This window comes from Arthrobacter sp. B10-11, assembly GCF_033142195.1.
Lineage (GTDB): Bacteria > Actinomycetota > Actinomycetes > Actinomycetales > Micrococcaceae > Arthrobacter > Arthrobacter oryzae_C.
In genome coordinates this window covers 979,621-1,003,404 of the sequence record NZ_JAWMTH010000001.1, presented here as the reverse complement: position 1 = coordinate 1,003,404, position 23,784 = coordinate 979,621, and the positions used below count along the sequence as shown (strand labels likewise).

Sequence of the window (23,784 nt, the reverse complement as noted above, 5' to 3'; positions counted from 1 at the left end):
ACGATTCGTCTTTCAGATTAGGCCAGAATTCCAAACTTCTCCACGGTTCTGCCCGGGACTGGATACGAAAGTTCGTTCAGGACGATACTGGAAGCGAATAGTGGCTACAGAAGGACGGACCAATGACGATCTCCGCGGACCACACCGCCGTCGGGCAGGACTCGCCGGAACAGCCGGCAGGGAATCCCGTGACCGAAGGTGCCGCAGCCGAGGCTGTGCGCAAATTCGGCATCACGGTTGAGGACTACATGCTGCCGGCCCGCCACCAGATTCAGATGGTGGACCAGGACGGCACCCTGAACCCTCACACGGAACAGGGTGCGCAGCCCGGCCACGAATACGCGCTGCCGGGCGATGCCGAACTGCTGGCCGCCTACGAACAGCTCGTCGTCGGCCGCCGCGTCAATGACCAAAACTCAGCCCTGGTCCGCCAGGGCCGCATGGCCGTCTACCCCTCCAGCCACGGTCAGGAGGCCTGCCAGGTGGCGGCCGCCCTCTGCCTTGCCGAAGGCGACTGGATCTTCCCCACTTACCGCGACTCCGTTGCCGTGATGGCCCGCGGCGTGGATCCCGTCCAGACCATGACCCTCTTCCGTGGCGACTGGCACAGCGGCTACGACCCGACCAAGCACAAGGTGGGCATCCAGTGCACCCCGCTCACCACACAGCTGCTCCACGCCGTCGGCGTGGCCCATGCCGCGAAGCTCCGCGGCGAGGACACCGTGGTCCTGGCCATGTGCGGTGACGGCGCCACCAGTGAAGGAGACTTCCACGAGGCCCTGAACTTTGCGGCCGTGTTCCACTTGCCCGTCGTCTTCTTCGTGCAGAACAACCAGTACGCCATCTCGGTTCCGCTGGCCCACCAGTCCGTCGCGCCGTCCCTGGCGCACAAGGCCGTGGGCTACGGCATGGCCGGCGAACGCGTGGACGGCAACGACGTCGTCGCCCTTCTCGCCGTACTGGGCCGGGCAGTGAAGCTGGCGCGTGAAGGCTCGGGCCCCCTCCTGGTGGAGGCCCACACTTACCGTATGCAGGCCCACACCAACGCCGACGACGCCACCCGCTACCGCCAGGACAGTGAAGTGGCCCAGTGGGTGGCGAAGGATCCGCTGAAGCGGATGCAGACCTACCTGACGGACCGCGGACTGCTGGACGACGACGGCGCCGCCCGGATCGCCGAAAAGGCGGAAGTGGTTGCCACCCAGCTCCGCGAAGGCCTGGGCGAAGATGTCCCTATCGACCCTCAGGACCTCTTCCGGTACGTGTTCTCCGCACCCACCCCGCAGCTGAAGGAACAGTCCGCCATGCTCGCCGACGAAATCTCCCGGGACGAGGCCGCAAAATGAGCCCCACTGTCACCACCTCCTCCGAGGTCAACGGCAACGTCAGCGCAGCCACCGCACGCGCTGCAGCCAAGGCAGCCGCCACCTCTGAAGCAACCGGTCCGCAGACCATCACCATGGCCAAAGCGCTGAACACCGCGATGGCGGACGCCATGCACGCTGACTCCTCCGTTCTGGTGTTCGGCGAAGACGTCGGCATGCTCGGCGGCGTCTTCCGGATCACCGACGGCCTCACCAAGACCTTTGGCGAATCCCGCTGCTTCGACACCCCGCTGGCCGAATCCGGCATCGTCGGCATGGCCGTGGGGATGGCCATGAACGGCATGCGCCCGGTGATCGAGATGCAGTTCGATGCCTTCGCCTACCCGGCGTTCGAACAGATCGTCAGCCACGTGGCCAAGATGCACAACCGGACCAAGGGCGCCGTTAAGCTGCCCATCGTCATCCGCGTCCCCTATGCCGGCGGCATCGGGGGAGTGGAGCACCACTGCGACTCCTCCGAGTCCTACTACGCGCACACCGCCGGCCTGAAGGTGTTCACGCCGGCCACCGTGGCTGACGGCTACCGCATGCTCCGCGAAGCCATCGACTCCGACGACCCGGTGATGTTCATGGAGCCCAAGAAGCTCTACTGGTCCAAGGACCTGGTGGACCTGGAAGAGCTCCGGGCCGAGCACGCCGCCAACACCGAACGCGGGACCACCTCCGAAGGTCGCGCCGCCGTCGCACGTCCCGGTACCGATGTCACGCTGATTGCCTACGGTCCGTCCGTGCCGACAGCGCTGGCCGCCGCGGCCGCTGCGGCCGAAGAGGGCCGCTCTCTGGAAGTCATCGACGTCCGCTCCATCGTGCCGTTCGACGACGAAACCGTCTGCGCGTCGGTCCGCAAGACCGGCCGTGCAGTGGTCATCGCCGAGGCCCACGGCTTCGCGTCGGTGTCCTCGGAAATTGTGGCAAGGGTCCAGGAACGTTGCTTCCACTACCTGGCTGCACCGATCCGCCGCGTCACCGGCTTCGACGTGCCGTACCCGGCGCCAAAGCTTGAGCACTACTACCTGCCCGGCGTGGACCGCATCCTCGACGCCGTTGACGACCTCCAGTGGGAAGACTGATCAGATGAGCGAAACGAAAGTATTCCTGCTGCCGGACCTGGGCGAAGGCCTCACCGAAGCCGAACTGGTGAACTGGCTTGTGGCCGTGGGTGATGAAATCCGGGTGGACCAGCCCATCGCCGAGGTGGAAACCGCCAAGTCCATGGTGGAGGTCCCGTCGCCGTATGCCGGCACCGTCGCAGTGCTGCACGGGGAACCCGGCCAGACCCTCGACGTCGGCAAGCCGCTGATCTCCGTCACGCCCGTTGGCGGTGCAGCTGCTGAACCAAAGCCGGCGGTCGTTGAACCTGTCGAAACGACGGCGCTTGAGCCGGCCGAAACCACGCTTGTCGAAACCGCCGCGGCCGAAACCTACCGTGAGGAAGAAAAGGCAGGCTCCGGCAACGTTCTGATCGGCTACGGAACACCGGGCGGTCACGGCGTCGCCCGTCGCACCCGTGCCCGGAAGTCGGCGGCGGCCGAAACCGCCGGGACAGGCTCTGTTGCAACCAAGGTCAGCGACGCGGAAAAGACCGCCGACGACCTCCTGCTCCTGCGCACCCGCGTGCCAGGCAAACTCGGTGCCGTGATTTCGCCGCTGGTCCGCAGGATGGCCCGTGACCACGGTGTTGACTTGAGCGGACTACAGGGTTCGGGAACCAGTGGGCTGATCATGCGGAAAGACGTGGAAGCGGCCATTGCGCCTGCGCCGGCCGCACAGTCTGTTGAGACTGGTCTCCCGGCAGCTGAATCGCGTTCCACGGTCCAGCCTGTTGAGAGCGGCTGGGAAACCGACCCGCGCACGGGTCTCGGTATCAGTGGCCGCACGCCGGTCAGGGGAGTACGGAAGGCTGTGGCGGCAAACATGACCCGCAGCCGCTCTGAGATCCCGGAAGCCACCGTATGGGTCGACGTGGATGCCACGGCTCTAGTAGAAATGCGCGCCGCCTTAAAGAAGGTGGACCCGCACAATACCCCCGGCTTGTTGGCTTTCATTGCGAGGTTTGTGACGGCAGGATTGAAGAAGTATCCGGAGCTGAACACCAGAATCGTCACCACGGAGGACGCCGCGGGCGGGGAGAGCCAGGACATCGTCGCGTTCGACGGCGTCAACCTGGGCTTCGCCGCGCAGACAGACCGCGGCCTGATGGTGCCCTCAGTGCGCAACGCGGACAAGATGAGTGCCCGTGAACTTGATACGGAAATCCGCCGGCTCACAGCAGTTGTACGGGACGGCAAAGCGACACCAACCGAGCTGGGTAGCGGAACCTTCACACTGAACAACTACGGGGTCTTCGGAGTGGACGGCTCAGCCGCCATCATCAATCACCCTGAAGTGGGGATTCTCGGCGTTGGCCGGATCATCGACAAGCCGTGGGTAGTTGAGGGGCAGCTTGCCGTCCGCAAGGTCACCGAGCTGACACTGACTTTCGACCACCGGGTGTGCGATGGCGGCACTGCGGGCGGCTTCCTACGATACGTGGCCGATGCCATCGAGAACCCGACGTGGGTGTTGTCGGACATCTAGATGCGGGCACGCCGCTGAGCCCGGCTCACGATGGCGATGGCTATTCGCGGTGGACTGCAGACTTTGAGGCAGCCCAGGACCGCACAGATTCCTGTACGTTCAGCAAGGCTGTGGACAGAGGCAACTAGAGCCGACTTTCCCGGACTGCCCCGAACGTTTCGCCGTTTGCGAAGTACCCAACGCGGTGCTGAGATACTCTGGCTCCGCGAGGCGATGGGCCGATCATGTGTGGGCTGGGCCCAGTTCAGATTAGTGCCTTAGACGGCAACTGATGTGCCTCGATTTTCGCCCATAACCACCGACGAAATAACACTTCCCCGCTGTATCGAAGAGCCGCCTCCCTACCATTTGTTGTCGACTGAATTTTCGGCCGTCTGTGAACGTTTGCAACAAGGATGGCGCGATGCCTCACTAAATGTAGGAGCAAATCTGAGCCCGTTTGTGGGACGGTGAACGCTGGAAATCGGCTGAGGACACCGCCCGAGCCGTGCGTTCGTCGTGCGGCTGGGCGGCGGGTGTGACAGCAGTTCGTAGCTTCTGTGGATGCGGGGCTTCGCTGGTGCCAAGCTCGAATGTGGTTTGCTATCTCCTGCAAGTCGAGCCATGCGAGCCCTGTTTGCGAGTCCAACGGCAACGGGGACGAGAATACCAGAGAGGAACTGTTCGGTTTGTGGGCGTCCGAGGCCAGTATTGACCTGATCTATACTCATTCACGGGCCGTGCACGGTGGCTGATCTGTCGAAAGTTCAGATAATGTCGTTTCAATCATGGTCGTGAAATCGCTGGGATTGCCGGAAGCGCGAGCAAGTCCGACATAGAAGACAGGAATATTTATGGGGATCGTCCAGCCTAGCCCTTCAGACTTTGACCATTTTTTGCTGACACGGTTCAATACGCGTCTTGAAGAGCGTGCCAGCGAAGAGTGGCTACGCCACCGCATCAGATACTTCGAGAGTTTATGCCGCGCCTCGGTCCTGAGCCAGACAAACAAGAAATTTCGATGGCTCATCTACTTTGATGCCGAACGGGCTGAATGGTTCCAAAAGGAAGTGGATCGTCTTGGTGCCGGCGTTTTTGAGCCTATATGGATTGATGGTCCACTTACCCCGGAAAAGGCAGCTGCGGCGGTCGAGGAGCGTACGAGTGCGCCTTGGGTAATCACCACCCGAGTCGACAACGATGATGCGCTGGCTCGAGATTTCATCGAGGCGGTGCAAGCGCAATTTGGCAGAGAGGACCATCAGTTCATCAACTTTCAAGCGGGACTCCAGATGTCTGATGGCGGAGAAGTTTACTACCGGTCCGACCCGTCGGGCCCCTTCATCTCGCTCATTGAAAGACGTACGGACAAGCCTCTGAAGGCTGTCTATGTAGGGCGACACGACAAAATATCCGAGTTTGGGCCAATTCGCCAGGTTGTTGCCCATCCAATGTGGTTGCAGATGGTGCACGGTTTGAATATCGGTAATGCCTTGCGGGGAATTCGCGCAGCTCCGGGAATCGTAGGGGAGTATTTTGACATTGAAATACAACCCGCCAAAATTTCGAAAATTCGACTTCGAATTAGTCAGCTCAAAACTGTGGTTCAATTGACAGTCCACGTCTTCCGCAAACCCCACAGAATTGCGTGGGTCTTCCGCGTCGCGGCGAATCGGTTGGTTGGCAGAGCTTCATAGCGGGATGGCGACGTCGGCTAGTGTTGCCTGAGCGAGCTCCGAGGCAGCCTTATCCCTAAGTGTTGGGCGTCGGCATCTCAATAGCCTAGAAAAGGCGTCAGACCCACGTTGGAGAACTGGATTGACATCGTCTACTGGCCCTGTTCCTTGTATTTGGCTTCGGTCCGGGCTTTTTGCGGGCGCCACCAGTTTTCGTTGTCGCGGTACCAGGCGATGGTGTCCTCGATGCCGGCGTCGAAGTTGGAGAATTTCGGTTCCCAGCCGAGCTCGGTGCGGAGCTTGGCGGAGTCGATGGCGTAGCGCAGGTCGTGGCCGGGCCGGTCCACGACGTGGTCGTACGCGTCCCGGGGCTGGCCCATGTGCTCGAGGATCAGCTCGACGACGTCCTTGTTGTTCTTCTCGCCGTCGGCGCCGATCAGGTAGGTCTCGCCGATGATGCCCTTGTCGATGATTGCCAGCACGGCCGAGGAGTGGTCGTTGGCGTGGATCCAGTCGCGGACGTTCTCGCCCTTGCCGTAGAGCTTGGGACGGATCCCGTCGATCACATTGGTGATCTGGCGCGGGATGAACTTCTCCACGTGCTGGTACGGGCCGTAATTGTTGGAGCAGTTGCTGATGGTGGCCTGCAGCCCGAAGGACCGCACCCAGGCCCGGACCAGCAGGTCGGAACCGGCCTTGGTGGAGGAGTACGGGCTGGAGGGGTTGTACGGGGTGGACTCGCTGAACCGTTCCGGGTCATCGAGTTCCAGGTCGCCGTAAACCTCGTCGGTGGAGATGTGGTGGAAACGCTTGTTGTGCGTCCGGGCGGCTTCGATCAGCGTGTAGGTGCCGATGATGTTCGTGTCCAGGAACGGGCGCGGGTCATGCAGGGAGTTATCGTTATGCGATTCGGCGGCGTAGTGCACCACAACGTCCGCGTCGGCCACGAGCGTGTCCACCAGGGCGGCGTCGCAGATATCACCCTGTACGAAGCGGAAGCGGTCCTCGGGGAGCCCCCTCAGGGATTCCAGGTTCCCTGCGTACGTCAGCTTGTCCAGGACAGTGACGTGATCCTCGGTGTTCTCCAGAACGTAGTGGACAAAATTCGAACCGATGAAGCCGGCACCGCCGGTGACAAGTAGTTTCCCCATGACGCATTACTCTACGGGTTTGCAGAAGTGTTAAGAACACGAAATGATCTGAGACATGCGAGGAATCATCTTAGCTGGGGGAACTGGTTCGCGACTGCACCCGATTACCCTTGGCATCAGTAAGCAACTTGTTCCGGTCTACGACAAACCGATGATTTATTACCCTTTGTCCACACTAATTCTTGCGGGCATAAGAGATATTTTGATTGTGACGACACCCCACGACGTGGATCAGTTCCGGCGGCTTTTAGGCGACGGGTCCCAATTTGGCGTGAGTCTCAGCTATGTGCAGCAACCGTCTCCGGATGGACTGGCTCAAGCCTTTACACTTGGCGCTGACCATATTGGCGCTGATTCCGTGGCTCTAATTCTGGGTGACAACATCTTCTATGGGCAGGGCATGGGAACTCAGCTTCGTCGGTTCGCCGATATTGATGGTGGAGCTGTTTTCGGATACTGGGTTCAGAATCCACAGGCGTACGGTGTGGTGGAGTTCGACGCCGACGGCCAGGCGATCTCCCTGGAAGAAAAACCAAAACATCCGAAGAGTCACTTCGCTGTGCCGGGCCTTTACTTTTACGACAACGATGTGGTGGAGATCGCACGGAATCTTCAGCCTTCAGCACGCGGCGAACTCGAAATTACCGACGTAAACAGGACTTACCTTGAACGAGGAAAGCTCCATGTAGAAGTATTGCCGCGGGGGACGGCTTGGCTCGACACCGGGACGTTTAACGACCTCAATGATGCCTCAAACTTCATACGAACTGTTGAAAGCCGCCAAGGGCTGAAAGTCGGATCGCCCGAAGAAATAGCATGGCGAGTTGGGTTCCTCTCCGATGAAGAGCTTCGCGCGCGCGCTGAACCGCTACTTAAGAGCGGCTATGGAGCGTATTTGTTAGAGCTTGTGGAGTCGGCCCGACACACTGCAAGAGTTGCTGCGCTGAAATAGGTCAGCGCTAGGTGTACTCGGCCAGGACGTTAGTGACATAAGCCTTGAAGTGTGGAGGCCCGCCGGGACTTAGTGGAGGTATCTGATATCTTCACGGCCACGGAGGTCCTCATGTCCCACGCTAATGCCCGTCTGACCATTCATGGGAGATTCCTTCTCGTTGAACGAGTAATCGGTGACCATCGCCCGGTTGCCCACGTCGCGAAGGAACTAGACGTTTCCCGGCAATGCGCCCACCGCTGGGTGAAGCGCTTCCGTGCAGAGGCGGAGTCCGGCCTTCTCGACCGATCCAGCCGCCCTCACAGGTCCCCGTCCAGGACTAGCACCGAGCAAGAGGACGGAGTTCAGATGCGGGCCGGCCCGGTTGAGCCGTGCCACCGGCGTCCCGGAACGAACCATCTCGCGGATTATCGCCCGACCTGGCCTCCCGTCCCTGGCTGCCTGCGACCCGTCACCGGGGCCCTCATCCGGGCCACGCGGTCAACGGCGATCCGTTACGAACGCCAGCGCCCGGGAGAGCTGATCCATGTGGACGTCAAGAAACTCGGAAGGATCCCTGAGGGCGGGGGCTGGCGCGCCCATGGCCGCTCGGAGAAGGTCCGCGGGCGTGGCATCGGATTCGACTACATCCATGCTGCCATCGATGACTACACCCGCTTCGCCTACGCCCAAATCCACCCGGACGAAAAAGGCACGACCGCGGCGGCTTTCCTCCTCAGAGCTGCCGGGTTCTTCAAAGCCCGAGGCATCGGGAAGATGGAACGCATCATCACCGACAACGCGTTCGCCTACCGGAACTCCGCAGCTTTCAAAGCCGCCGCGGCGAAACTCGGCGCCGAACAGCGGTTCATAAAACCTCTCTGCCCGTGGACCAACGGCAAGATCGAGCGCTTCAACCGGACTCTGGCAGCCGAATGAGCCAACGCCAAGCCGTTTACCAGCAACACAGACCGAGCCGCGGCACTTGACCCATGGCTGAACTACTCCAACACTGAACGCATCCACACCGCCATCAAGGACACTCCAACCACCCGAGTGTCACCAACCTGATGGCCAGGTACAGCTAGGCCGCGGCGGTTTTCCACTACGAGGGATGCTCGGACTTCCGGCGTGCCATCAGTTGGCCCGTCCGACATATGCGTCCGCGTCGCAGGTTCCCCGCTAGGAATGCAGATCCGAGTGCTCCGCGCACCTGACGCTGATGACTGAAGTGTCACTGCCCCCGTCGTGGGATCCATATGACGTGACGTGGTTTGTCGTTGCGCCGCATGGGGCGCAGAAAGTTTTGTGCTGTTTAGTGGCCATAGCCAGATCATAACTAGGTGTGGGTTTCTCATTGGTTACCACCGTGAAACAAGAGGCGTGCGGTTGGGTCACCGCAACATTGCCGCGCGCCCATGACCGCGAGCCAAGGATCAAGCGATGTACGCAATGGGAGCGAGCGCGGTCGGCACTTTCCAGCCGTCGTGCTCGAAGGTCCGACGAAGTCCAGCGAGTAGAATGCCAGCGATGGCAAAGACGGCGTCACCGAAAAACACCATCCGCTCCAGGGACGTTCCGGATTCAATGCGGGCCCCCGCTTCTCCTCGACGGCAACTGAAGTCCGGCACGGGTTACGCGCCCGCGCCGGACATGGCGATGACCGCCGGTTTGGTCCGGCGCCGCGGCCTGTTCATCAGGCTTCCACCAGCAAGGCGTGGGTAGAATCGAGGCCTAAGATCGCCGGAACGCATGAATACGGAGAACAGAATGTCGCGATGGATGGAGGTCGGCCAGGGCAACTACGTGCTGATCACCGAAGGTTCGAAGCTCAACACCGGACTCATAATCGGCGCCGAACGCGCCATGGTGATCGACACCGGCGGAGGACCCCGGCAAGGCCGGGAGATCCTGGCGACCGTCCGCGAAAAGACCCAGCTCCCCCTAGTGGTGGTGAACACCCACGCCCACTACGACCACTTCTTCGGCAACGCCGTCTTCGCGGACGAAGGCGTCACCGAGTTCTATGCCCACGAAAACTGCGCACGTGAGATAGAGGAGAACGGGGACCGGCAGCGTCGTATGGTCGTCGCTTTGGAGCCCGAAATGGCGGCTGGCGAAGGTGCCGACGCCGAACTGGTGGTTCCCAACGCAATCGTGAAGGACCAGCCTGTACTGGTGGACCTCGGCGCCCAGACCGTCACCCTTTTCTACCTGGGCCGAGGGCACACTGACGGCGACCTGCTCGTAGGTACCGCCACCACGCTCTATGCCGGCGACCTCGTGGAACAGGGTGCCCACCCGTCCTTCGAAGATGCCTTTCCTGAGGAATGGGCAGATGCCTTGCGGCACATCTCCGCCCTGCGGCACCGCTACGAATTCCTGATCCCGGGCCACGGCGAACCCTGCAGCGACCAGTTCGTGAAGACCATGGCGAACACCATGTCAACGGCCGTCCGCCAGGCCGTTCAGTCCATCCGCGACACCCCCAGCGACGCCACCAAGGCCATCCCGGTGTTGCCGTATGGACCGGAGCAGTCCCGCTGGTTCATCAAGCGCCTGCAGGAGACGCGGACGCACCATTGAGAGTCGCGTCCACCCAGAATCGCGCCATCGCTCGCTCAGGGCGGGCTTCCACCCGTCCCCGGCCCACAACCCAAGAATGTCGCGTTCACCGTTGTCACTTACGCCGCTTGGGACGTTAGATCGGGCGGGTGGTGACCTGCCCGTCAAGGATCTTGCCGAAAAGTTCGCGTCGATGAACGCCCCCGAGTAGACCCGGGGCCGGTTCTGCCCTGTGGTCATTTGTCCGATGACCTCCTCGGAGATGCGCGAGATGGTGTCTTTGGAGACCTTGGCGCCGAATACCTCGGCCAAGATCTACCCGGTTGTGAGCCCTTTTGCGGTCAGCGACAACACGATCTTCCTCAACACCAGTCAGCCGACGCTGCCGCTGCTTCACGATCTCCGGATCGAGTGTCGAGCCACTGGCCCGCGGCACATCGATCTCCTCGGGGCCCGACCTCGGTCAGCACGGTCTTGGTTCGGTGACGTTCTTCGCGGGCCGGTTCACCAACCCGTCATGGCCGACTAGGTCGATGCCTGGCGCCCTGGCCCGGACCAGGCGCTGCTGCGCCAACTCTTGCTGATCCGCATCAGTCGCAAGGGGTCCATGGCTCCGCTCATGATCAGTCCTCCCTGCTAGGCGCCGCCAGGCGTGTCAGGCCAACCCTCGATCCACCGTTCTTCAGGCAGTCACCACGGCTCGCCCAACCGTCCCTGCCATTGTCCGTGGGAAGAGAGTAGCTTGGGTTGCGGGATAGCTCATCCCCAGTTCGTGGGGTAAGAGGGAGTTTTTCAGTCAAGTCGACGGGCATGCGATAATTCGGGCATGACTTCTGGGGGAAACGTCTCCATGCCGCGCCGCATTGAATCGCTCGATGGACTACGTGGTGTTGCGGCACTTATTGTTCTTGTTCATCATGCGCTGCTCCTAATCCCGGTACTAGCGGCTCCGTACTACCTTCCCAGCGGAGTTGACAGTCCCGGCTCGTGGGAATGGCTGATGGTTCACACCCCGCTCCATCTCCTCTGGGACGGCATCGGACCTGTGTACATATTCTTTGTACTGTCCGGATTAGTGCTCGCACTCCCAGTCCTCAGGGCGCAACAGTTCGATTGGAAGGCGTACTACCCACAACGGCTCATCCGGCTGTACCTTCCCATTTGGGGGGCCGTTGCACTGGCTATCGCAACAATGTTTGCCGTCCCCAGAAATGGGGATATGAACAACGAGTGGCTAGCACACCACATTGAACTGAGCTGGAAAGCAATCTTTCAGGACCTGACGTTACTACGGGGCGCTGGACAGGTAGCCAGTCCTCTCTGGTCCTTGGAATGGGAGGTGCTGTTTTCGCTGCTCCTGCCCCTCTACGTTTGGTTAGCACTGAAGCTTCCAAAGCTGAACCTGCTGAAGGCTGTCTCGCTCATTTGCATGACATGCATCGGCGCGGCTATCGGCTTGAAGATTCTGCATTACCTGCCGATGTTCATGGTCGGCGTCGTCATGGCTGTCGAATGGAAGCGGTTGGAAGTTTTGGCTTCTCGAATAACGGTGCGCCGCCGTGCGAATTACGTATGGGCCATGGTCATTTTTGCTGCCACGCTGCTTATGTCGTTCCCCTGGATTTTGATGTTGACACCCGTGAGTGAAGTCGCCCTGGACGCTTCTAAGGGACTCGTTCTGGTCGGCGCCACCCTAGTCGTATTCCTCGCCTGGCACTGGACGCCTGCAAAACAATTTCTATGCTGGAAGCCGGTTCAGTGGCTTGGGACCATCTCCTTCAGTCTCTACCTGGTCCACGAACCCGTAGTCATTGCGATGGCGTACTTGCTGGGTTCTGACATGTTGCTTGCAGCAGTCCCAGCAAGCATAGTTGTCTCCCTTGTGGTGGCATCGTTGTTCTTCCGTATGGTCGAACGACCCAGTCATCTCCTCGCCAAGAACGTTCACCGCCGGCTCTCGGTACGTCGCAGCGTTACTGCCGCGCAAGACGTGGAACTCGCTATGCCCGTTACCGGGCGGCGGAAAGCATAACGCGCTTGATAGCGGCCCGATCAATCCGGTAGGTGCCGGATCCCTTGAGCACCACGTTCAGTTCCAGGTGCGTCTTGTCTGCCACAATGGTCAGCGGCGGGATCCGGAAGATGCCAGTTGCAGGACGAAACGTTGATGCTGGGGAACCGATGTGGATCACGTCAGCGGAGCGGGTCACCGAACCTTCCGGGACATTGCACAGTGCCAGGTTGAGGTTGAACACTGTCGCCGCCCATCCTGCGGCGTCCGTCTCGAACTCGCATTCGGCGAACACAACATCGCCAGCCACCCATGAATCAGCGGTTCTTGGCGCGAACCGGTTGCGTAGCGAGTGGTCGATGACGCCCGTAACAACGACTTGCACGGGACCTCGGACGCCACGCAGTGCGATGGGGTGCTGTTCTGCCCCAAGGTAGTCGCCTAAGTCGTTCCGCCAACCATGACTTTGGGGAGCAGGTTTGTCTTGCCATCGTTGGACGCTATGAGGCGGTCCTGCAGGGGAACAAGCGGGTCCGGCGCCTTGACGAGTTGGTCCGCGAGGGACGCGGACGCCACGCCATCCTGATGCAGTCCGTCCGAGGAGTAGGCGGCAAAGGGGTTGCCGGATGTCGAGTCTACAAAGACCGCGTGGTAGTCGGCAAGGTAGAACCCGCGCCGGGTGCCTACCGGTTTTCGTAGGCCACTGCCCGCTGTGCCGTGCTCTTGGGGTGAGTCCACCCAGTCGGTTCCCACAACGCGGACGCCTTTAGCGGCGGCCTTGTCGAAGCCGTGAGGTCAGAAATGATTGATGGAGCACTGACGTTGGCTGAGACGCTGTTGATGTGTCCGAAGCCGATCAGCCACTCCGGATTCGAGGCTACGAGCATCTGAGCAACGATGTCGCTGCCGGCTCCGCCGTTATTGAGCCACTTCATACGCTTGCGGCGCAGGACCATAGCCCACGAAACATGCCCACAGTCCGCCATGTAGATGGACGTTTCACCACCTGCGGCTACGGCTACGGTCACGGTCCAGTTGTATGCCGTGCGGGAGTCGGCGAGCATGATAAAACTCAGAAGATCAGGCTGCGCAAAAGTAGAAGCCAGAGTTCGGATGCGGCCTGAGCGGCAGGGCCATAAGTGGCATTTGTCGCGTTGCTGACTGGCAGGTGTGTAGTTAGCGACAGCAGCTTATCGTCGCCGTGATATAAGTCGCCGTGAATAAACTGGACATCGACAAATTAGAGGCGCGGCGCATAGATCGGGTCAAGCCAGCAATTCTGGTGCTTTGAGATTCTCGGTACCCAATATATGTCCCCGAACCTTTAGCGAAGTAGCACAGACGCCGTTCGGATGTTGTTACCTCCAGGCTCTACCAATTACTAAAGTCGTTGTTACACTCATGCTTGACGCGGATACCGCGGTCTCTATTTCCCGCGGTCCGGCTCCTGGGGGGTCGACGCCTGGCCCCAAGGATTTTGCGATGCTGCACCTTCTGCGCACCCGTTTATCGTCCCGTCTTCTGATACCTGGAGTGGTAGCACTGCTGTGCGGCTCGGCCCTGCCGCTCCCGGCTGTGGCCGACGATGCGCCGTTGCCTCCCGCCGCCCCGGCCGCGGGTAGGCCGGCCGGCCCCGCGACCACGGACCAGTTCATTGTGAAATTCAAGGACCCGGCCGCTGCCGGCCCCGCCCTGCGCACGGAGTCCTACGGCAGGCTGGCCCGCAGCCTGGGCGTTGCCGTGAGCGACGTCCGAGCCACGGCCACCGGCGCCCGCGTCCTGCGCTCTGAGCGCCCGCTCGATGCCGGCGAAACCGACAAGGCGCTGGCGGCACTCAGGGCGGATCCCGCCGTCGAATACGCCGAACCGGACGTCCGCATGTACGCGGCAGCCACCCCCAACGACCCCTACTACCCGCAGCAGTGGGCCCTCCACACCGGCTCCGGCGCGATGAACATCGGCGATGCGTGGGACGCCACCAAGGGCGCCGGCGCGGTGGTGGCCGTGATCGACACCGGCATCACCACCCACTCGGACCTGGCCGCCAACGTGCTCCCCGGCTACGACATGATGTCCGATCCCACCTACTCCCGGGACGCCAACGGCCGCGATCCCAGCCCGCGAGACCCGGGCGACTGGACCTCTGCCGGCATGTGCGGGACCGGCTGGCCGGCCACCCCTTCCTCCTGGCACGGCACCCAGGTGGCCGGCATCATCGCCGCCGTTTCCAACAACGGCACCGGCACCACCGGCGTGGCACCCCAGGCGAAGATCCTGCCGGTCCGCGCCCTGGGCCCGTGCGGCGGCTACTCGTCAGACATCACCGACGGCGTCGTCTGGGCCGCCGGCGGAAGCATCACGGGACTGCCCGTAAATCCCACCCCCGCCCGCGTGATCAACCTCAGCCTGGGCGCCACCCTGCCCTGTTCGCCCACCTTCCAGGCCGCCGTCAACTTCGCCGTTGCCCGCGGAGCCGCCGTGGTGGCCGCCGCCGGCAACGAGGACATGCCGGCCTCCTCCTCCAGCCCCTCCAACTGCCAGAACGTGATCTCCGTGGCCGCCGTTGCCCGCAGCGGCCTCCTGGCGCCGTACTCCAACTACGGGCCCGCCGTGGACATCGCCGCACCTGGCGGGGACCTGGCGGCATCCTCCTATGACGGAATAGTGGTGCCCTTCAACACGGGCACCCAGACGCCCGGCACCGAAGCCTACGCCGTCTCCGAAGGCACCTCCATGGCCGCCCCGCACGCGGCCGGGCTCGCCGCCCTCCTGATGGCCCGGCTGGGCGACCTTGCCACCCCCGTCAACGTGGAAACCAGGCTCAAGACCACCGCCACAAAGTACGCCTGGGCCTGCGTCACCAAAACGTGCGGCAGCGGCGTCCTCAACGCAGCCGCGGCGCTCGACTTCGAAACTGACGCCGAAATAACGGGAAGCACGCCCACAATCGGCGGCCAGGCCGCCGTCGGGAATTACCTCTTCGCCGCGGCCGGCACCTGGACGCCGAGCGACGTCACCCACGCCTATCAGTGGAACCGCAACGGCACCGCCATTCCGGGAGCGCAGGCAGTGGGTTACCAGGTCCAGGCGGCCGACGTCGGGGCCACGCTGACCGTCACGGTGACCGGCAGCCGGTTCTTCGGTAACACCGTGACCCTCACCTCCGCACCCACCGCGCCGGTGGTGCCCGTCCCGGTGACGGCACCCTATGACCCCGTCATCTCCGGGCAAGCCATCACCGGCGGCGTCCTGACCGCGAACCCGGGCGTGTGGCAGCCGGCGCCTGTGGCGCTGTCCTACCAGTGGCACCTGGACGGCACGGCAATCCCGGGCGCCACGGCCGCCACATACACGGCAACGGCGGAGGACAAGGGCAAGGCCCTCTCCGTCCGCGTGACGGGCACCAAGGACGCCTACCTTCCGGCCGAGCGCACCAGCGCCCAGACCGCGGCCGTAGCCACCGGGGCCGTCCCGGCCGCCGTCCAGTTCACCGACAACCTGGGCACCCCCAACGACACCTACACGGTGCCCTCCGCCACGGGCGTGGAATACCTGGTGGCCGGAAAGGTGGTGGCGGCGGGAACCTATACGGGCGCCGGGTTCGTCCGCGTGGATGCGCGGGCCCTGGCCGGCTTTACCCTGGTGGCAGGAAACGCGGCCACCTGGAGCCACACCTTCAGCACCGCCGTCTTCCGCGACATCACGGACGGCACCGCGTTCGCCCCGGAGATCAACTGGCTGGCCACCGCCGGGATCACCCAGGGCTGGGCCGAGGCGGACGGCACGCGGACCTTCCGTTCCGCTGAGCCGGTGAACCGCGACCAGATGGCCGCGTTCCTGTACCGGCTGGCCGGCAACCCGGACTTTGTTCCGCCTGCGGTGTCCCCTTTCGGGGACATTCCCACCAACCACGGCTTCTACCGGGAGATCTCCTGGCTGGCCTGGAAGGGCATCAGCACGGGCTGGAAGGAAGCGAACGGCACGCGGACGTTCCGGCCGGGGGCCACGGTGAACCGCGACCAGATGGCGGCCTTCATCTACCGCCACGCAGGGTCGCCCGACTACGTGCCGGAAGCGCAGTCCAAGTTTGCGGACATTTCCACCGACCACGGCTTCTACAAGGAAATTTCGTGGCTGGCCTGGAAGGGCATCAGCAACGGCTGGGCGGAATCGAACGGCACGCGGACGTTCCGGCCGGGCGCATCCATCCTCAGGGACCAGATGGCCGCGTTCATGTACCGCTACGCGATGCAGCGCTAGCCTCCGGCCTTTGCTTCGTTCGTAAGGAAGCGGGGGAGCGGCGCCCCCCGCTTCTTTACGGATGATGACCAAGTAGTCCTATGAGCAGGGAGTGACGCGTTGCTAGAATTGATACCGACGCGGACACTCTCTCCGGTCCCGCGCCCTGTGGGGGCAAAGCACCAACCATAGGATCCGAAATGTTTGAGGCGCTGAGAAATCTGGCTGCGCTGAGGACGCACGCGTCCTCGCGACTGGCCCTTGCCGCCGTGATCGCCATCGCGGGCATGTCGCCTTTAGCGGCGCCCGCCGCGGCCGACGACGGGCGGCCGCTTCCCGTCGCGCCGCAGGCGGCCCCGCGCACCGCGCCGGACCTGCCCACGGACCAGCTCATCGTGGGGTTCAAGGACACGGCCGGTCCGGCCCAGCGGAACGCATCGTACGGCCGGCTGGCCAAGGACCTCGGCATGAGCGTGCAGGACGTCCGCGGCACGGCCGGCGGCGCCCGCGTGGTGCGGGCAGACCGCAACCTGACCCCTGCCGAAGCCGAAAAGGCACTGGAAACCCTGCGGGCCGACCCTGGCGTGGACTTCGCCGAGCCCGACACCCGGATGTTCCCGATGGCGGACCCCGACGATCCGTTCTACCCCCTGCAGTGGGACATATGGGAGGAACCGGGAGGCATCCGCCTGCCCGCCGCCTGGCCGGTCAGCAAAGGTGCCGGCACCGTCGTCGCCGTCGTGGATACCGGCATCACCAGCCACAGCGACCTCAACGCCAACGTGCTGCCGGGATACGACATGATCTCCAAGGCGTCCGCCGCGCGTGACTCCGACGGGCGGGACGCCAACCCGCGGGACGAGGGCGACTGGACGTCCGACGGCCTCTGCGGCGCCGGAACCACAGGCGACCCGTCGTCCTGGCACGGCACCCACGTGGCCGGCACCGTGGCCGCCGTCGCGAACAACGGCAGGGGAGTGGCCGGCGTCGCCCCCGAAGCCAAGATCCTGCCCGTCCGCGCCCTGGGCGCCTGCGGAGGCTACACCACGGACATTGCCGACTCCATCATCTGGGCCGCCGGCGGAAATGTGGCCGGGGCGCCCGCCAACACCAACCGCGCCAAGGTGATCAACCTGAGCCTGGGTGGCATCACCCCCTGCTCCGCCACGTACCAGAACGCCATCGACTACGCCTATAAAGCAGGGGCGGCCGTGGTGGTGGCCGCCGGCAACGCGAACCGGCCGGCGGCCGACTCCAGCCCCGCGAACTGCCGCAACGTGATCACCGTTGCCGCCAGCACCCGCAGCGGCAACCGGGCGCCGTACTCCAACTACGGCGACGCCGTGGACCTCACCGCCCCCGGCGGCGACTTTTCCCAGACCGCACAGGACGGGATTGCCTCCACCCTCAACAGCGGCACCTACGGACCCGCCAGCGAAAACTACGTCTACTCGCAGGGAACCTCCATGGCGGCCCCGCACGTGGCCGGCGCCGCTGCGCTGGTGATGTCCGCCTCCGGCCGGACCGCGTCCCCGGCCACCGTGGAACAGCGGCTCAAGGACACCGCGCGGGCACTGCCCGGAACATGCCCGGGCGGATGCGGCGCCGGCCTGCTGGATGCGGGCAAAGCACTGGGCGTTTCGACCTCCACGGTGGTCACGCCGTCGGCCGTTCTGTTCACGGACCGGGACGGCACGGCAAACGACAGCTACACGGTGCCGGTGTCCGAAGGCGTGGACTACCTGGTGGGCGGCGCCGTGGTCAAAGCCGGCACCTATCCGGGCTCCGGCACCGTCACGGTGACGGCCCGGGCGAAACCCGGCTACGTCCTCGCCGCCGGCGCCACGGCCCAGTGGACCCTGGCCTTCAAGGGCGCCCTGGAACCTGCGGTGCCCACCATCTCCGGGGCACCCGCGGTGGGCAGCACCCTCACCGCGGTCCCCGGCACCTGGACACCGGCCCCGGACTCGCTGGCCTACCAGTGGTACCGTTTCGGAACCGCGATCGCCGGGGCCACCTCGGCCGGCTACCGGCTGACCGATGCCGACCTCGAAACCACCATCACCGTGAGGGTCACCGGCACCGCGTCCGGCTACGGAACCGCCACCGCCGAATCCGCCGGCATCTCCGTGGTGCCGGGGCCGGTGTTCGCCGACGTGGGGCCGGAGACCGTCTTCTTCAGCGAGATCAACTGGATGGCCGCCGCCGGAATCAGCAGGGGCTGGGCCGAGGCGGACGGCACCCGGACCTACCGCCCGGCCCAGCCCGTCAACCGCGACCAGATGGCCGCGTTCCTCTACCGGCTGGCGGGCAGCCCGGACTTCGTGCCGCCGGCCGAATCACCGTTCACCGACGTCTCCACACAGCACGCCTTCTACAAGGAGATCGCCTGGCTCTCCGCGGCCGGCATCAGCCGCGGATGGACCGAGGCCGACGGCGGCAGGACGTTCCGGCCCGCCGAAGCCGTTCTCCGCGACCAGATGGCGGCCTTCCTGTACCGGCACGCGGGATCGCCCGACTTCGTGCCGCTGGCGCAGCCGCCCTTTGCGGACGTCACCCCGGGCCACCCGTTCTACCGGGAGATTTCCTGGGTGTGGAAGACCGGCATCTCCAGGGGCTGGAGCGAAGGGGACGGCACCCAGACCTTCCGGCCGTCGGTGTCCATCCTGCGTGACCAGATGGCCGCGTTCATGTACCGCTACGCCACCAGGTCCTGACGACGGCATCGTGATGCCGGCAGTCCAAGCCCTGCCCACCGGCTTGTTACGGAAGTGACAAAGCATAATCAGTGTGAGCAGTGATACATTCTGCTAGTTACCAATGGGGGATCAAAAGGAGACTCTGCATGTTTGAAGGTGTCCCCGACGAGGACGCGTGGCGCAACTGCACCACGCTCGAAGGCGCTTGTGAACTGACCGCCCGCTGGCTGGAGGGCTCCCTCAGTTACGTGCCCGGCTATGCCACGCCGCAGTACGCCGGCGAGAACGGCCCCCTGAGCCAGGCCCTGGCGGCCATCAACCGGCTGGGCTTCCTCACCGATGATTCGCAGCCCGGGAAGGACGTGTCCGGCGGGCACGGCCAGCGGGCCTTCGTGACCGGCCGCTGCACCGAGCAGTCCGCGGCCGTCATCTCCTCGGTGCTGGTGGAAACGGACCTGGTGGTGCTGGTGTTCCCTCCGGGCGAATCGGGCAACGGACAGATCTGCGTGACGCTGGAAGGCGCCAGGGAGTTCACCTGGCTGGGCGGCTCAGGCGGGCCCTCCTACGCCCACGAGACCTACACGGACTGGACCAACGACATCCTGGCCAAGGCACTGTCCGAGTGCTGGGAGCTGCAGATCTTCGACCCCGTCTGGGGCAGGAACAGCAAACTGGTTCCCCTGCTGCAGAAGGCACTGATCACCGCGAAGGGCTGAGGCCCTCCGCGGTGATCCGGTACCGGTGATCCGGCTGATCCCGCTGCCTGCGCCCGTCTACTTGGGACAGCTGTGGTCGGGGTTGTATGCCGCGAACATCCCGTCCGGGTTGTCCTTCCACACCCAGGCGTGCAGGGCCCAGGAATCCGGGAACGGACCTTTCTCGAACTCGAGTCCGGCGATTTCCGGGGCGTCCGCTGCCGTGGACAGGAACTCCACCGCCACCAGCTTCATGCGCCCGTGATCGTTGGGCATGTAGACGAGGACCTCGGGCTTGCGGGCCTGGGTCTTGTCGTCCAGCAGGTCCTTCTTCAGGTAGTGGAAGCCCATGGCCCCGCTGCCGTCCGCCTTCTCGACGCATTCGCTGGCTTTCTCGTAGCCGTCATCAATCGCGTTCTGGAGCCGGTGGTAATCGGCAGTGACGCTCCGCAAGGTCCGTACCAGCTTGCGCTGCTCGGAACTCTTGCGCCAGTCGTCACTCTTGTCCGAGTCGCCGCCGCGCCCGTGGCCATCATCATGGGCGACGGCGGTGCCGGGTGGCAGCCCCACTGCCAGTACGGCTGCGGCGACCATGGACATCAGTCCTGTTGTGGTGCGATTCCTCATTTTTCTTCCAACCCTCTGAGACCCGAGATTTTCTTTGTTCGGTAAGGGACGCGAAGCGCGGAAACGGGATGCCCCGCCTTTCGCCAGGATGCCGGCCGGCCCGATGGGCACTGCCGGTGAAATGGGCCGTCCGGTTGGAAAACATCCATCGATTGGGGCGGCGTTAAAAGTATGCTCCTCCGCGCGAAATAAGCGCTAGATGCACGGAAAACGTGTCAGCGCCGTCGGAATTCGGAATTAATCCGTTCCTGGAATGCCGGCTAACGCTCTTTTGTGAATCCGGTAAAAACAAGTACTGCATTTCGCGTTAACCGAGTGGTTAAACCCGAAAAAGACGAGTACAGACCACTCTGTCTAGAAGAGTTTCCGGCCCCTAGCGTAAGTGCATGATGAGAGCCATTAAGGAAGCGTTCCGCCGCTTTGTGGCGAGGAACATCGTCGCTGATGATCCGTACCCCGCCCGATCCTGGCTGGACCAGCAAAACATGCCCCCGGAAACGCGCACAGTATTCCCGCCGCCAGTGCGGGACGCCCAGGGATGGCAGCACTAAACGGGCGTCATAAACCCCTGACGTGGCCTGCCCGAAACATTCTGCCGGTAGCATCGCGCTTATGGGGAAATATAATAGGGGACTGACTGCCCGGGATTCTCGACGGGAACTGCGGGGTAGGCGTCTTCGCGTGCTGGCCCAACTGGGCTTGGCCGCGCTGGCCGTTGCCACCGCCGTCGTGGTGGTCCTGGCGCTGGGGCGCTGAGTCAGGACTCGCAGGGCATAAAACCGGCATCCGTTTGACAGGATTTGTCGCGCGTCTATACTGCGTTGGACAAATCCGGCGCAGCCTGCGTAAAGTGGGCACCGATCCGACATGGGGGATCCCACCGTTCGTTGCCGGCCGCGCGAAGAGATATCTCTGAGTGTGCCAGCCTCGAGTGCAGCGACGCATCCTGGAGGTAATTCCGTGGCCCTGACCGACTACGCCTTTGCGCTGTGCGCATTGATGGGAACCCTGTTCATTCCGTTCACCGCTTTGTACCTGGTGCTCCGCCTGAAGCGCGGTGCAGCAGCGAAGCCCGTACCCGTGAAGGTCCGCCGGTAATGCCCTACGTAGATATTAATCCCCACCGCTCCGGCCCCAAGTGGCGCGGCTACGTGCTGCTCGGCGTGCTCCTGGTGCTCACCGCCGGCGTGGTGGCTGCGGCGTTGTTCCGGGGCTAACCGCCCGACGTGAACTCCACGCTGATGACCGATCCCAGCCCCGGGCTCGTGGCGATCAGCGTGTGCGGTCCGGCCGGGTTGATGGTCAGGTCGCTGAACGTGGCCACACCTCCCGCGGCACCCTGAACCAGCGTTCCGCCCAGGTTTCCCTGCTTGGCGGTCTTGTCCATGGTCACCGGGGCCGTGCTTGCGGTCTGCAGGTTTCCGAACTGGTCCTCCACCCGGACGGTCACTGGCGTAATCCGTTGCCCCTTCGCCGTGTTGGTGGGCTGCTGCCCGAAGACCAGCTTGGCGGCAGCTGCCGCCGTGACGCCCACCTGCGCGGTGGCCTGCCCCAGGCCTGTGGCCGCCGCGGTTACGTTTGGTGATCCGGCCTTCGTATCGCCATAGAAGAACGACGCCGACGCGGACCCTGCCGGAATGGTCACCTTCGTGATGCCTGGGCCGCCTGCGGCTGCGGCGAAGATCTTGGTGCCAGTGGAGTTCGAGGCAAGGGTTACCTCGGTGCTGCCCACTGCAACCGGATTCCCGTAGGCGTCCTGGCGCTGGACGGTGAAGGGCCCCACGCTTGCAGTCGAGGACGCCGTGCCCGAGGCAGGACCCGTGACCACCAACTGCGTGGCGGCGGCTGCCGAGACGGTGAAGGTATTGCTCGCTGCGCCGGCAACGCCGGGGCTCGAAGCCACGAGCGTGTACCCGATGCCGGCCCTGGTGAGGGACAGGCCGCTGAACGTGGCCACGCCCCACATGTCGGTGTCCGCGGTGACGGTCCCGGAAAGTGTGCCGCCGGCGGGGTTTGAGCCCAGTGACAGGGTCACCCTGGCGGAGGCCACCGGCAGCATGTCAACGGTGCGGACCGCCACCTTGACGGCGGGAAGGGCCTGCCCCGCCACAACATTCACCGGCTGCGCCGTGAACGCGGCGCTCTGCATGCTCCACACCAGGACGTTTCCGCTGGGTGCGCTGGTTGCGGTCCACGAGCGGTGCACGGCCGTGACCACGTACGCGTGGGTGCCTTCCGGAACGGAGGAGTCCGTGCAGCCGGTACCGGTGACGAGCACGGCCGGACCGCTGCCGCAGGCGGCCGTTGCCGTGGTTCCGGTGATGCGCGTGACGTAATAGCCCGCCGGCGCGGTGAGACCGGCTGAGGCGGTCCAGCTGACGGCAACGTTCGGCGTGCTGTTCGCCGGAACCGTCACGCCGGTGGGCGGTGCCAGGGTGGCGGCTGCCGCCGTCGTACTTCCCGTCCCTGAGCCCGGCCAGTAGGCGGATGCTGCCGTGGCGCCGAACAGGGCCACCGCCACCATGGCGATGCCGGCACTGAAGCCGCGGCCGGACAGGCGCCGAAACAGCACCAGCCCCCGCCGAAAGCCGCGGGGGCTTTCGGGGGAGCTGGTGTTGCGCCTGCCGGACATCTGCACCTTCTCGACATTGGCTCAGGGAGTGGGGGCCACGCTCACCATTGGGGGATGAGCGTGGCGGTCTTGAGGAGGAGCGCCAGGGCGGTGCCCCTTCACTTTGCTTCGAAGTACAGCGGGACTGTCACGCCCTGGCAGTCGTCCTGGTTGGCGTTCCGGTTGACCATCTGGATGGTGACCGTGCCGTTGGCTACGGCACCCGCGGCGAGCTGGCCGGTGGTGATGGCGGGGGAGCCGACGAGGAAGTCGGCCGCGGAGCAGTTTCCGGCAGTCCATTCCGTACCGTCCGCGTTGGCCACCTCGGCGGTGACGCTGGCCAGGTTCTGCGTACCGGTGTTCCCGTTCGTGACCGTGAAGGCAGCGGTCTGGACGGGGCCGCCCGGGCTCAGGGCGTCGCCGGTGGCGGGGGTGCTGAGGACCGTGAACGCCACTGTCTCACCCGTGGAGGCCTCGCCGGTGCCGGTGCCCGTGGCGCTCCAGTAAGCGAAGGCCGCGCCGCCGCCGATGGCCACCAGGGCGGCAGTGGTGATGATGATGCGCTTCTTGCGTCCAGCTACTTTGCTCATCTGACGTCCCCTTGAACTGTGCGGCGTATCCGCAGACCTTCGGGGCCT

General features: G+C 63.9%; 18 protein-coding genes and 2 pseudogenes. 13 read left to right on the top strand and 7 right to left on the bottom strand.

The annotated features are described in order from the left end of the window. Window positions 1-122: 122 nt before the first annotated feature. From pdhA to RW112_RS04675, 4 genes are all read left to right on the top strand, one after another. The gene (gene pdhA, locus RW112_RS04690; protein WP_317780614.1) at window positions 123-1,346 is read left to right on the top strand and encodes a pyruvate dehydrogenase (acetyl-transferring) E1 component subunit alpha; all 1,224 of its coding nucleotides are present in this window, start codon (window positions 123-125) and stop codon (window positions 1,344-1,346) included. Next, the gene (locus tag RW112_RS04685) at window positions 1,343-2,455 is read left to right on the top strand and encodes an alpha-ketoacid dehydrogenase subunit beta (protein WP_317780613.1); all 1,113 of its coding nucleotides are present in this window, start codon (window positions 1,343-1,345) and stop codon (window positions 2,453-2,455) included. Before pdhA ends, RW112_RS04685 begins: the two co-directional genes overlap by 4 nt. A gap of 4 nt (window positions 2,456-2,459) precedes the next feature. Continuing rightward, window positions 2,460-3,962 (top strand): dihydrolipoamide acetyltransferase family protein, encoded by a 1,503-nt coding sequence (locus RW112_RS04680; RefSeq protein ID WP_317780612.1) that lies wholly within the window; start codon window positions 2,460-2,462, stop codon window positions 3,960-3,962. An 833-nt stretch (window positions 3,963-4,795) separates the two neighbouring features. After that, complete coding sequence (locus tag RW112_RS04675; RefSeq protein WP_317780611.1) at window positions 4,796-5,638, top strand: glycosyltransferase; 843 nt, start codon at window positions 4,796-4,798, stop codon at window positions 5,636-5,638. A gap of 131 nt (window positions 5,639-5,769) precedes the next feature. On the opposite strand, the gene rfbB is transcribed toward RW112_RS04675, so the two are convergent. Beyond that, window positions 5,770-6,768: a dTDP-glucose 4,6-dehydratase gene (gene rfbB, locus RW112_RS04670; RefSeq protein WP_317780610.1), complete on the bottom strand. Its 999-nt coding sequence runs from the start codon at window positions 6,766-6,768 to the stop codon at window positions 5,770-5,772. A 55-nt stretch (window positions 6,769-6,823) separates the two neighbouring features. Here rfbB and rfbA point away from each other — a divergent pair, with 55 nt between their 5' ends. The 3 genes and pseudogenes from rfbA (at window position 6,824) to RW112_RS04655 (ending at window position 10,285) form a co-directional block, all read left to right on the top strand. Beyond that, window positions 6,824-7,720, top strand: coding sequence for a glucose-1-phosphate thymidylyltransferase RfbA (gene rfbA / locus RW112_RS04665; RefSeq protein WP_317780609.1), 897 nt, complete (start codon window positions 6,824-6,826; stop codon window positions 7,718-7,720). Window positions 7,721-7,831: 111 nt separating this feature from the next. Further along, window positions 7,832-8,770, top strand: a pseudogene (locus RW112_RS04660) (IS481 family transposase). A gap of 699 nt (window positions 8,771-9,469) precedes the next feature. Continuing rightward, window positions 9,470-10,285 carry an MBL fold metallo-hydrolase gene (locus tag RW112_RS04655; protein WP_317780608.1) on the top strand — a complete coding sequence of 272 codons (816 nt, stop codon included), beginning with the start codon at window positions 9,470-9,472 and terminating at the stop codon, window positions 10,283-10,285. 111 nt (window positions 10,286-10,396) lie between these two features. On the opposite strand, the pseudogene RW112_RS20845 reads toward RW112_RS04655, so the two are convergent. Continuing rightward, window positions 10,397-10,576, bottom strand: a pseudogene (locus tag RW112_RS20845) (hypothetical protein); the annotation flags it as partial. A 514-nt stretch (window positions 10,577-11,090) separates the two neighbouring features. Here RW112_RS20845 and RW112_RS04650 point away from each other — a divergent pair. Then, a complete protein-coding gene (locus RW112_RS04650) occupies window positions 11,091-12,296 on the top strand; it encodes an acyltransferase (RefSeq protein WP_317780607.1) in 1,206 nt (401 codons plus the stop codon). On the opposite strand, the gene RW112_RS04645 is transcribed toward RW112_RS04650, so the two are convergent. Next, window positions 12,274-12,660, bottom strand: coding sequence for a hypothetical protein (locus tag RW112_RS04645; RefSeq protein ID WP_317780606.1), 387 nt, complete (start codon window positions 12,658-12,660; stop codon window positions 12,274-12,276). The genes RW112_RS04650 and RW112_RS04645 overlap by 23 nt on opposite strands. 56 nt (window positions 12,661-12,716) lie before the next feature. Then, window positions 12,717-13,028: a hypothetical protein gene (locus RW112_RS04640; protein ID WP_317780605.1), complete on the bottom strand. Its 312-nt coding sequence runs from the start codon at window positions 13,026-13,028 to the stop codon at window positions 12,717-12,719. A 780-nt stretch (window positions 13,029-13,808) separates the two neighbouring features. Between RW112_RS04640 and RW112_RS04635 the strand changes: the two genes are divergently transcribed. The 3 genes from RW112_RS04635 (at window position 13,809) to RW112_RS04625 (ending at window position 19,929) form a co-directional block, all read left to right on the top strand. Then, a complete protein-coding gene (locus tag RW112_RS04635; RefSeq protein WP_317780604.1) occupies window positions 13,809-16,535 on the top strand; it encodes a S8 family serine peptidase in 2,727 nt (908 codons plus the stop codon). A gap of 179 nt (window positions 16,536-16,714) precedes the next feature. Next, complete coding sequence (locus tag RW112_RS04630) at window positions 16,715-19,231, top strand: S8 family serine peptidase (protein WP_317780603.1); 2,517 nt, start codon at window positions 16,715-16,717, stop codon at window positions 19,229-19,231. Between the two features lie 128 nt (window positions 19,232-19,359). Further along, entirely contained in the window at window positions 19,360-19,929 is a 570-nt protein-coding gene (locus RW112_RS04625; RefSeq protein ID WP_317780602.1) for a DUF6919 domain-containing protein, read from the top strand. 57 nt (window positions 19,930-19,986) lie between these two features. On the opposite strand, the gene RW112_RS04620 is transcribed toward RW112_RS04625, so the two are convergent. Continuing rightward, a complete protein-coding gene (locus tag RW112_RS04620) occupies window positions 19,987-20,535 on the bottom strand; it encodes a hypothetical protein (protein ID WP_317780601.1) in 549 nt (182 codons plus the stop codon). Between the two features lie 386 nt (window positions 20,536-20,921). Here RW112_RS04620 and RW112_RS04615 point away from each other — a divergent pair, with 386 nt between their 5' ends. Further along, a complete protein-coding gene (locus RW112_RS04615) occupies window positions 20,922-21,086 on the top strand; it encodes a hypothetical protein (RefSeq protein ID WP_317780600.1) in 165 nt (54 codons plus the stop codon). Between the two features lie 409 nt (window positions 21,087-21,495). Next, complete coding sequence (locus tag RW112_RS04610; protein ID WP_317780599.1) at window positions 21,496-21,633, top strand: hypothetical protein; 138 nt, start codon at window positions 21,496-21,498, stop codon at window positions 21,631-21,633. 115 nt (window positions 21,634-21,748) lie between these two features. Here the strand turns inward: RW112_RS04610 and RW112_RS04605 are convergent, their stop codons facing one another. Together RW112_RS04605 and RW112_RS04600 are read right to left on the bottom strand one after the other, a co-directional pair. Continuing rightward, window positions 21,749-23,167, bottom strand: a complete 1,419-nt coding sequence (locus tag RW112_RS04605; protein ID WP_317780598.1) for a hypothetical protein — start codon at window positions 23,165-23,167, stop codon at window positions 21,749-21,751. A 98-nt stretch (window positions 23,168-23,265) separates the two neighbouring features. Continuing rightward, on the bottom strand, window positions 23,266-23,736 hold the full coding sequence (locus tag RW112_RS04600) for a hypothetical protein (protein ID WP_317780597.1): 471 nt from the start codon (window positions 23,734-23,736) through the stop codon (window positions 23,266-23,268). Window positions 23,737-23,784: the final 48 nt, after the last annotated feature.

Excerpts from the sequence above, each read along its gene's own strand:
- RW112_RS04685 (WP_317780613.1), top strand. The coding sequence starts at position 1,343 with ATGAGCCCCACTGTCACCACCTCCTCCGAGGTCAACGGCAACGTCAGC.
- RW112_RS04650 (WP_317780607.1), top strand. The coding sequence starts at position 11,091 with ATGACTTCTGGGGGAAACGTCTCCATGCCGCGCCGCATTGAATCGCTC.
- RW112_RS04625 (WP_317780602.1), top strand. The coding sequence starts at position 19,360 with ATGTTTGAAGGTGTCCCCGACGAGGACGCGTGGCGCAACTGCACCACG.
- RW112_RS04630 (WP_317780603.1), top strand. The coding sequence starts at position 16,715 with ATGTTTGAGGCGCTGAGAAATCTGGCTGCGCTGAGGACGCACGCGTCC.
- RW112_RS04655 (WP_317780608.1), top strand. The coding sequence starts at position 9,470 with ATGTCGCGATGGATGGAGGTCGGCCAGGGCAACTACGTGCTGATCACC.
- RW112_RS04620 (WP_317780601.1), bottom strand. The coding sequence starts at position 20,535 with ATGAGGAATCGCACCACAACAGGACTGATGTCCATGGTCGCCGCAGCC.
- RW112_RS04675 (WP_317780611.1), top strand. The coding sequence starts at position 4,796 with ATGGGGATCGTCCAGCCTAGCCCTTCAGACTTTGACCATTTTTTGCTG.
- rfbA (WP_317780609.1), top strand. The coding sequence starts at position 6,824 with ATGCGAGGAATCATCTTAGCTGGGGGAACTGGTTCGCGACTGCACCCG.
- RW112_RS04680 (WP_317780612.1), top strand. The coding sequence starts at position 2,460 with ATGAGCGAAACGAAAGTATTCCTGCTGCCGGACCTGGGCGAAGGCCTC.
- RW112_RS04600 (WP_317780597.1), bottom strand. The coding sequence starts at position 23,736 with ATGAGCAAAGTAGCTGGACGCAAGAAGCGCATCATCATCACCACTGCC.
- pdhA (WP_317780614.1), top strand. The coding sequence starts at position 123 with ATGACGATCTCCGCGGACCACACCGCCGTCGGGCAGGACTCGCCGGAA.
- RW112_RS04605 (WP_317780598.1), bottom strand. The coding sequence starts at position 23,167 with ATGTCCGGCAGGCGCAACACCAGCTCCCCCGAAAGCCCCCGCGGCTTT.
- rfbB (WP_317780610.1), bottom strand. The coding sequence starts at position 6,768 with ATGGGGAAACTACTTGTCACCGGCGGTGCCGGCTTCATCGGTTCGAAT.
- RW112_RS04615 (WP_317780600.1), top strand. The coding sequence starts at position 20,922 with ATGATGAGAGCCATTAAGGAAGCGTTCCGCCGCTTTGTGGCGAGGAAC.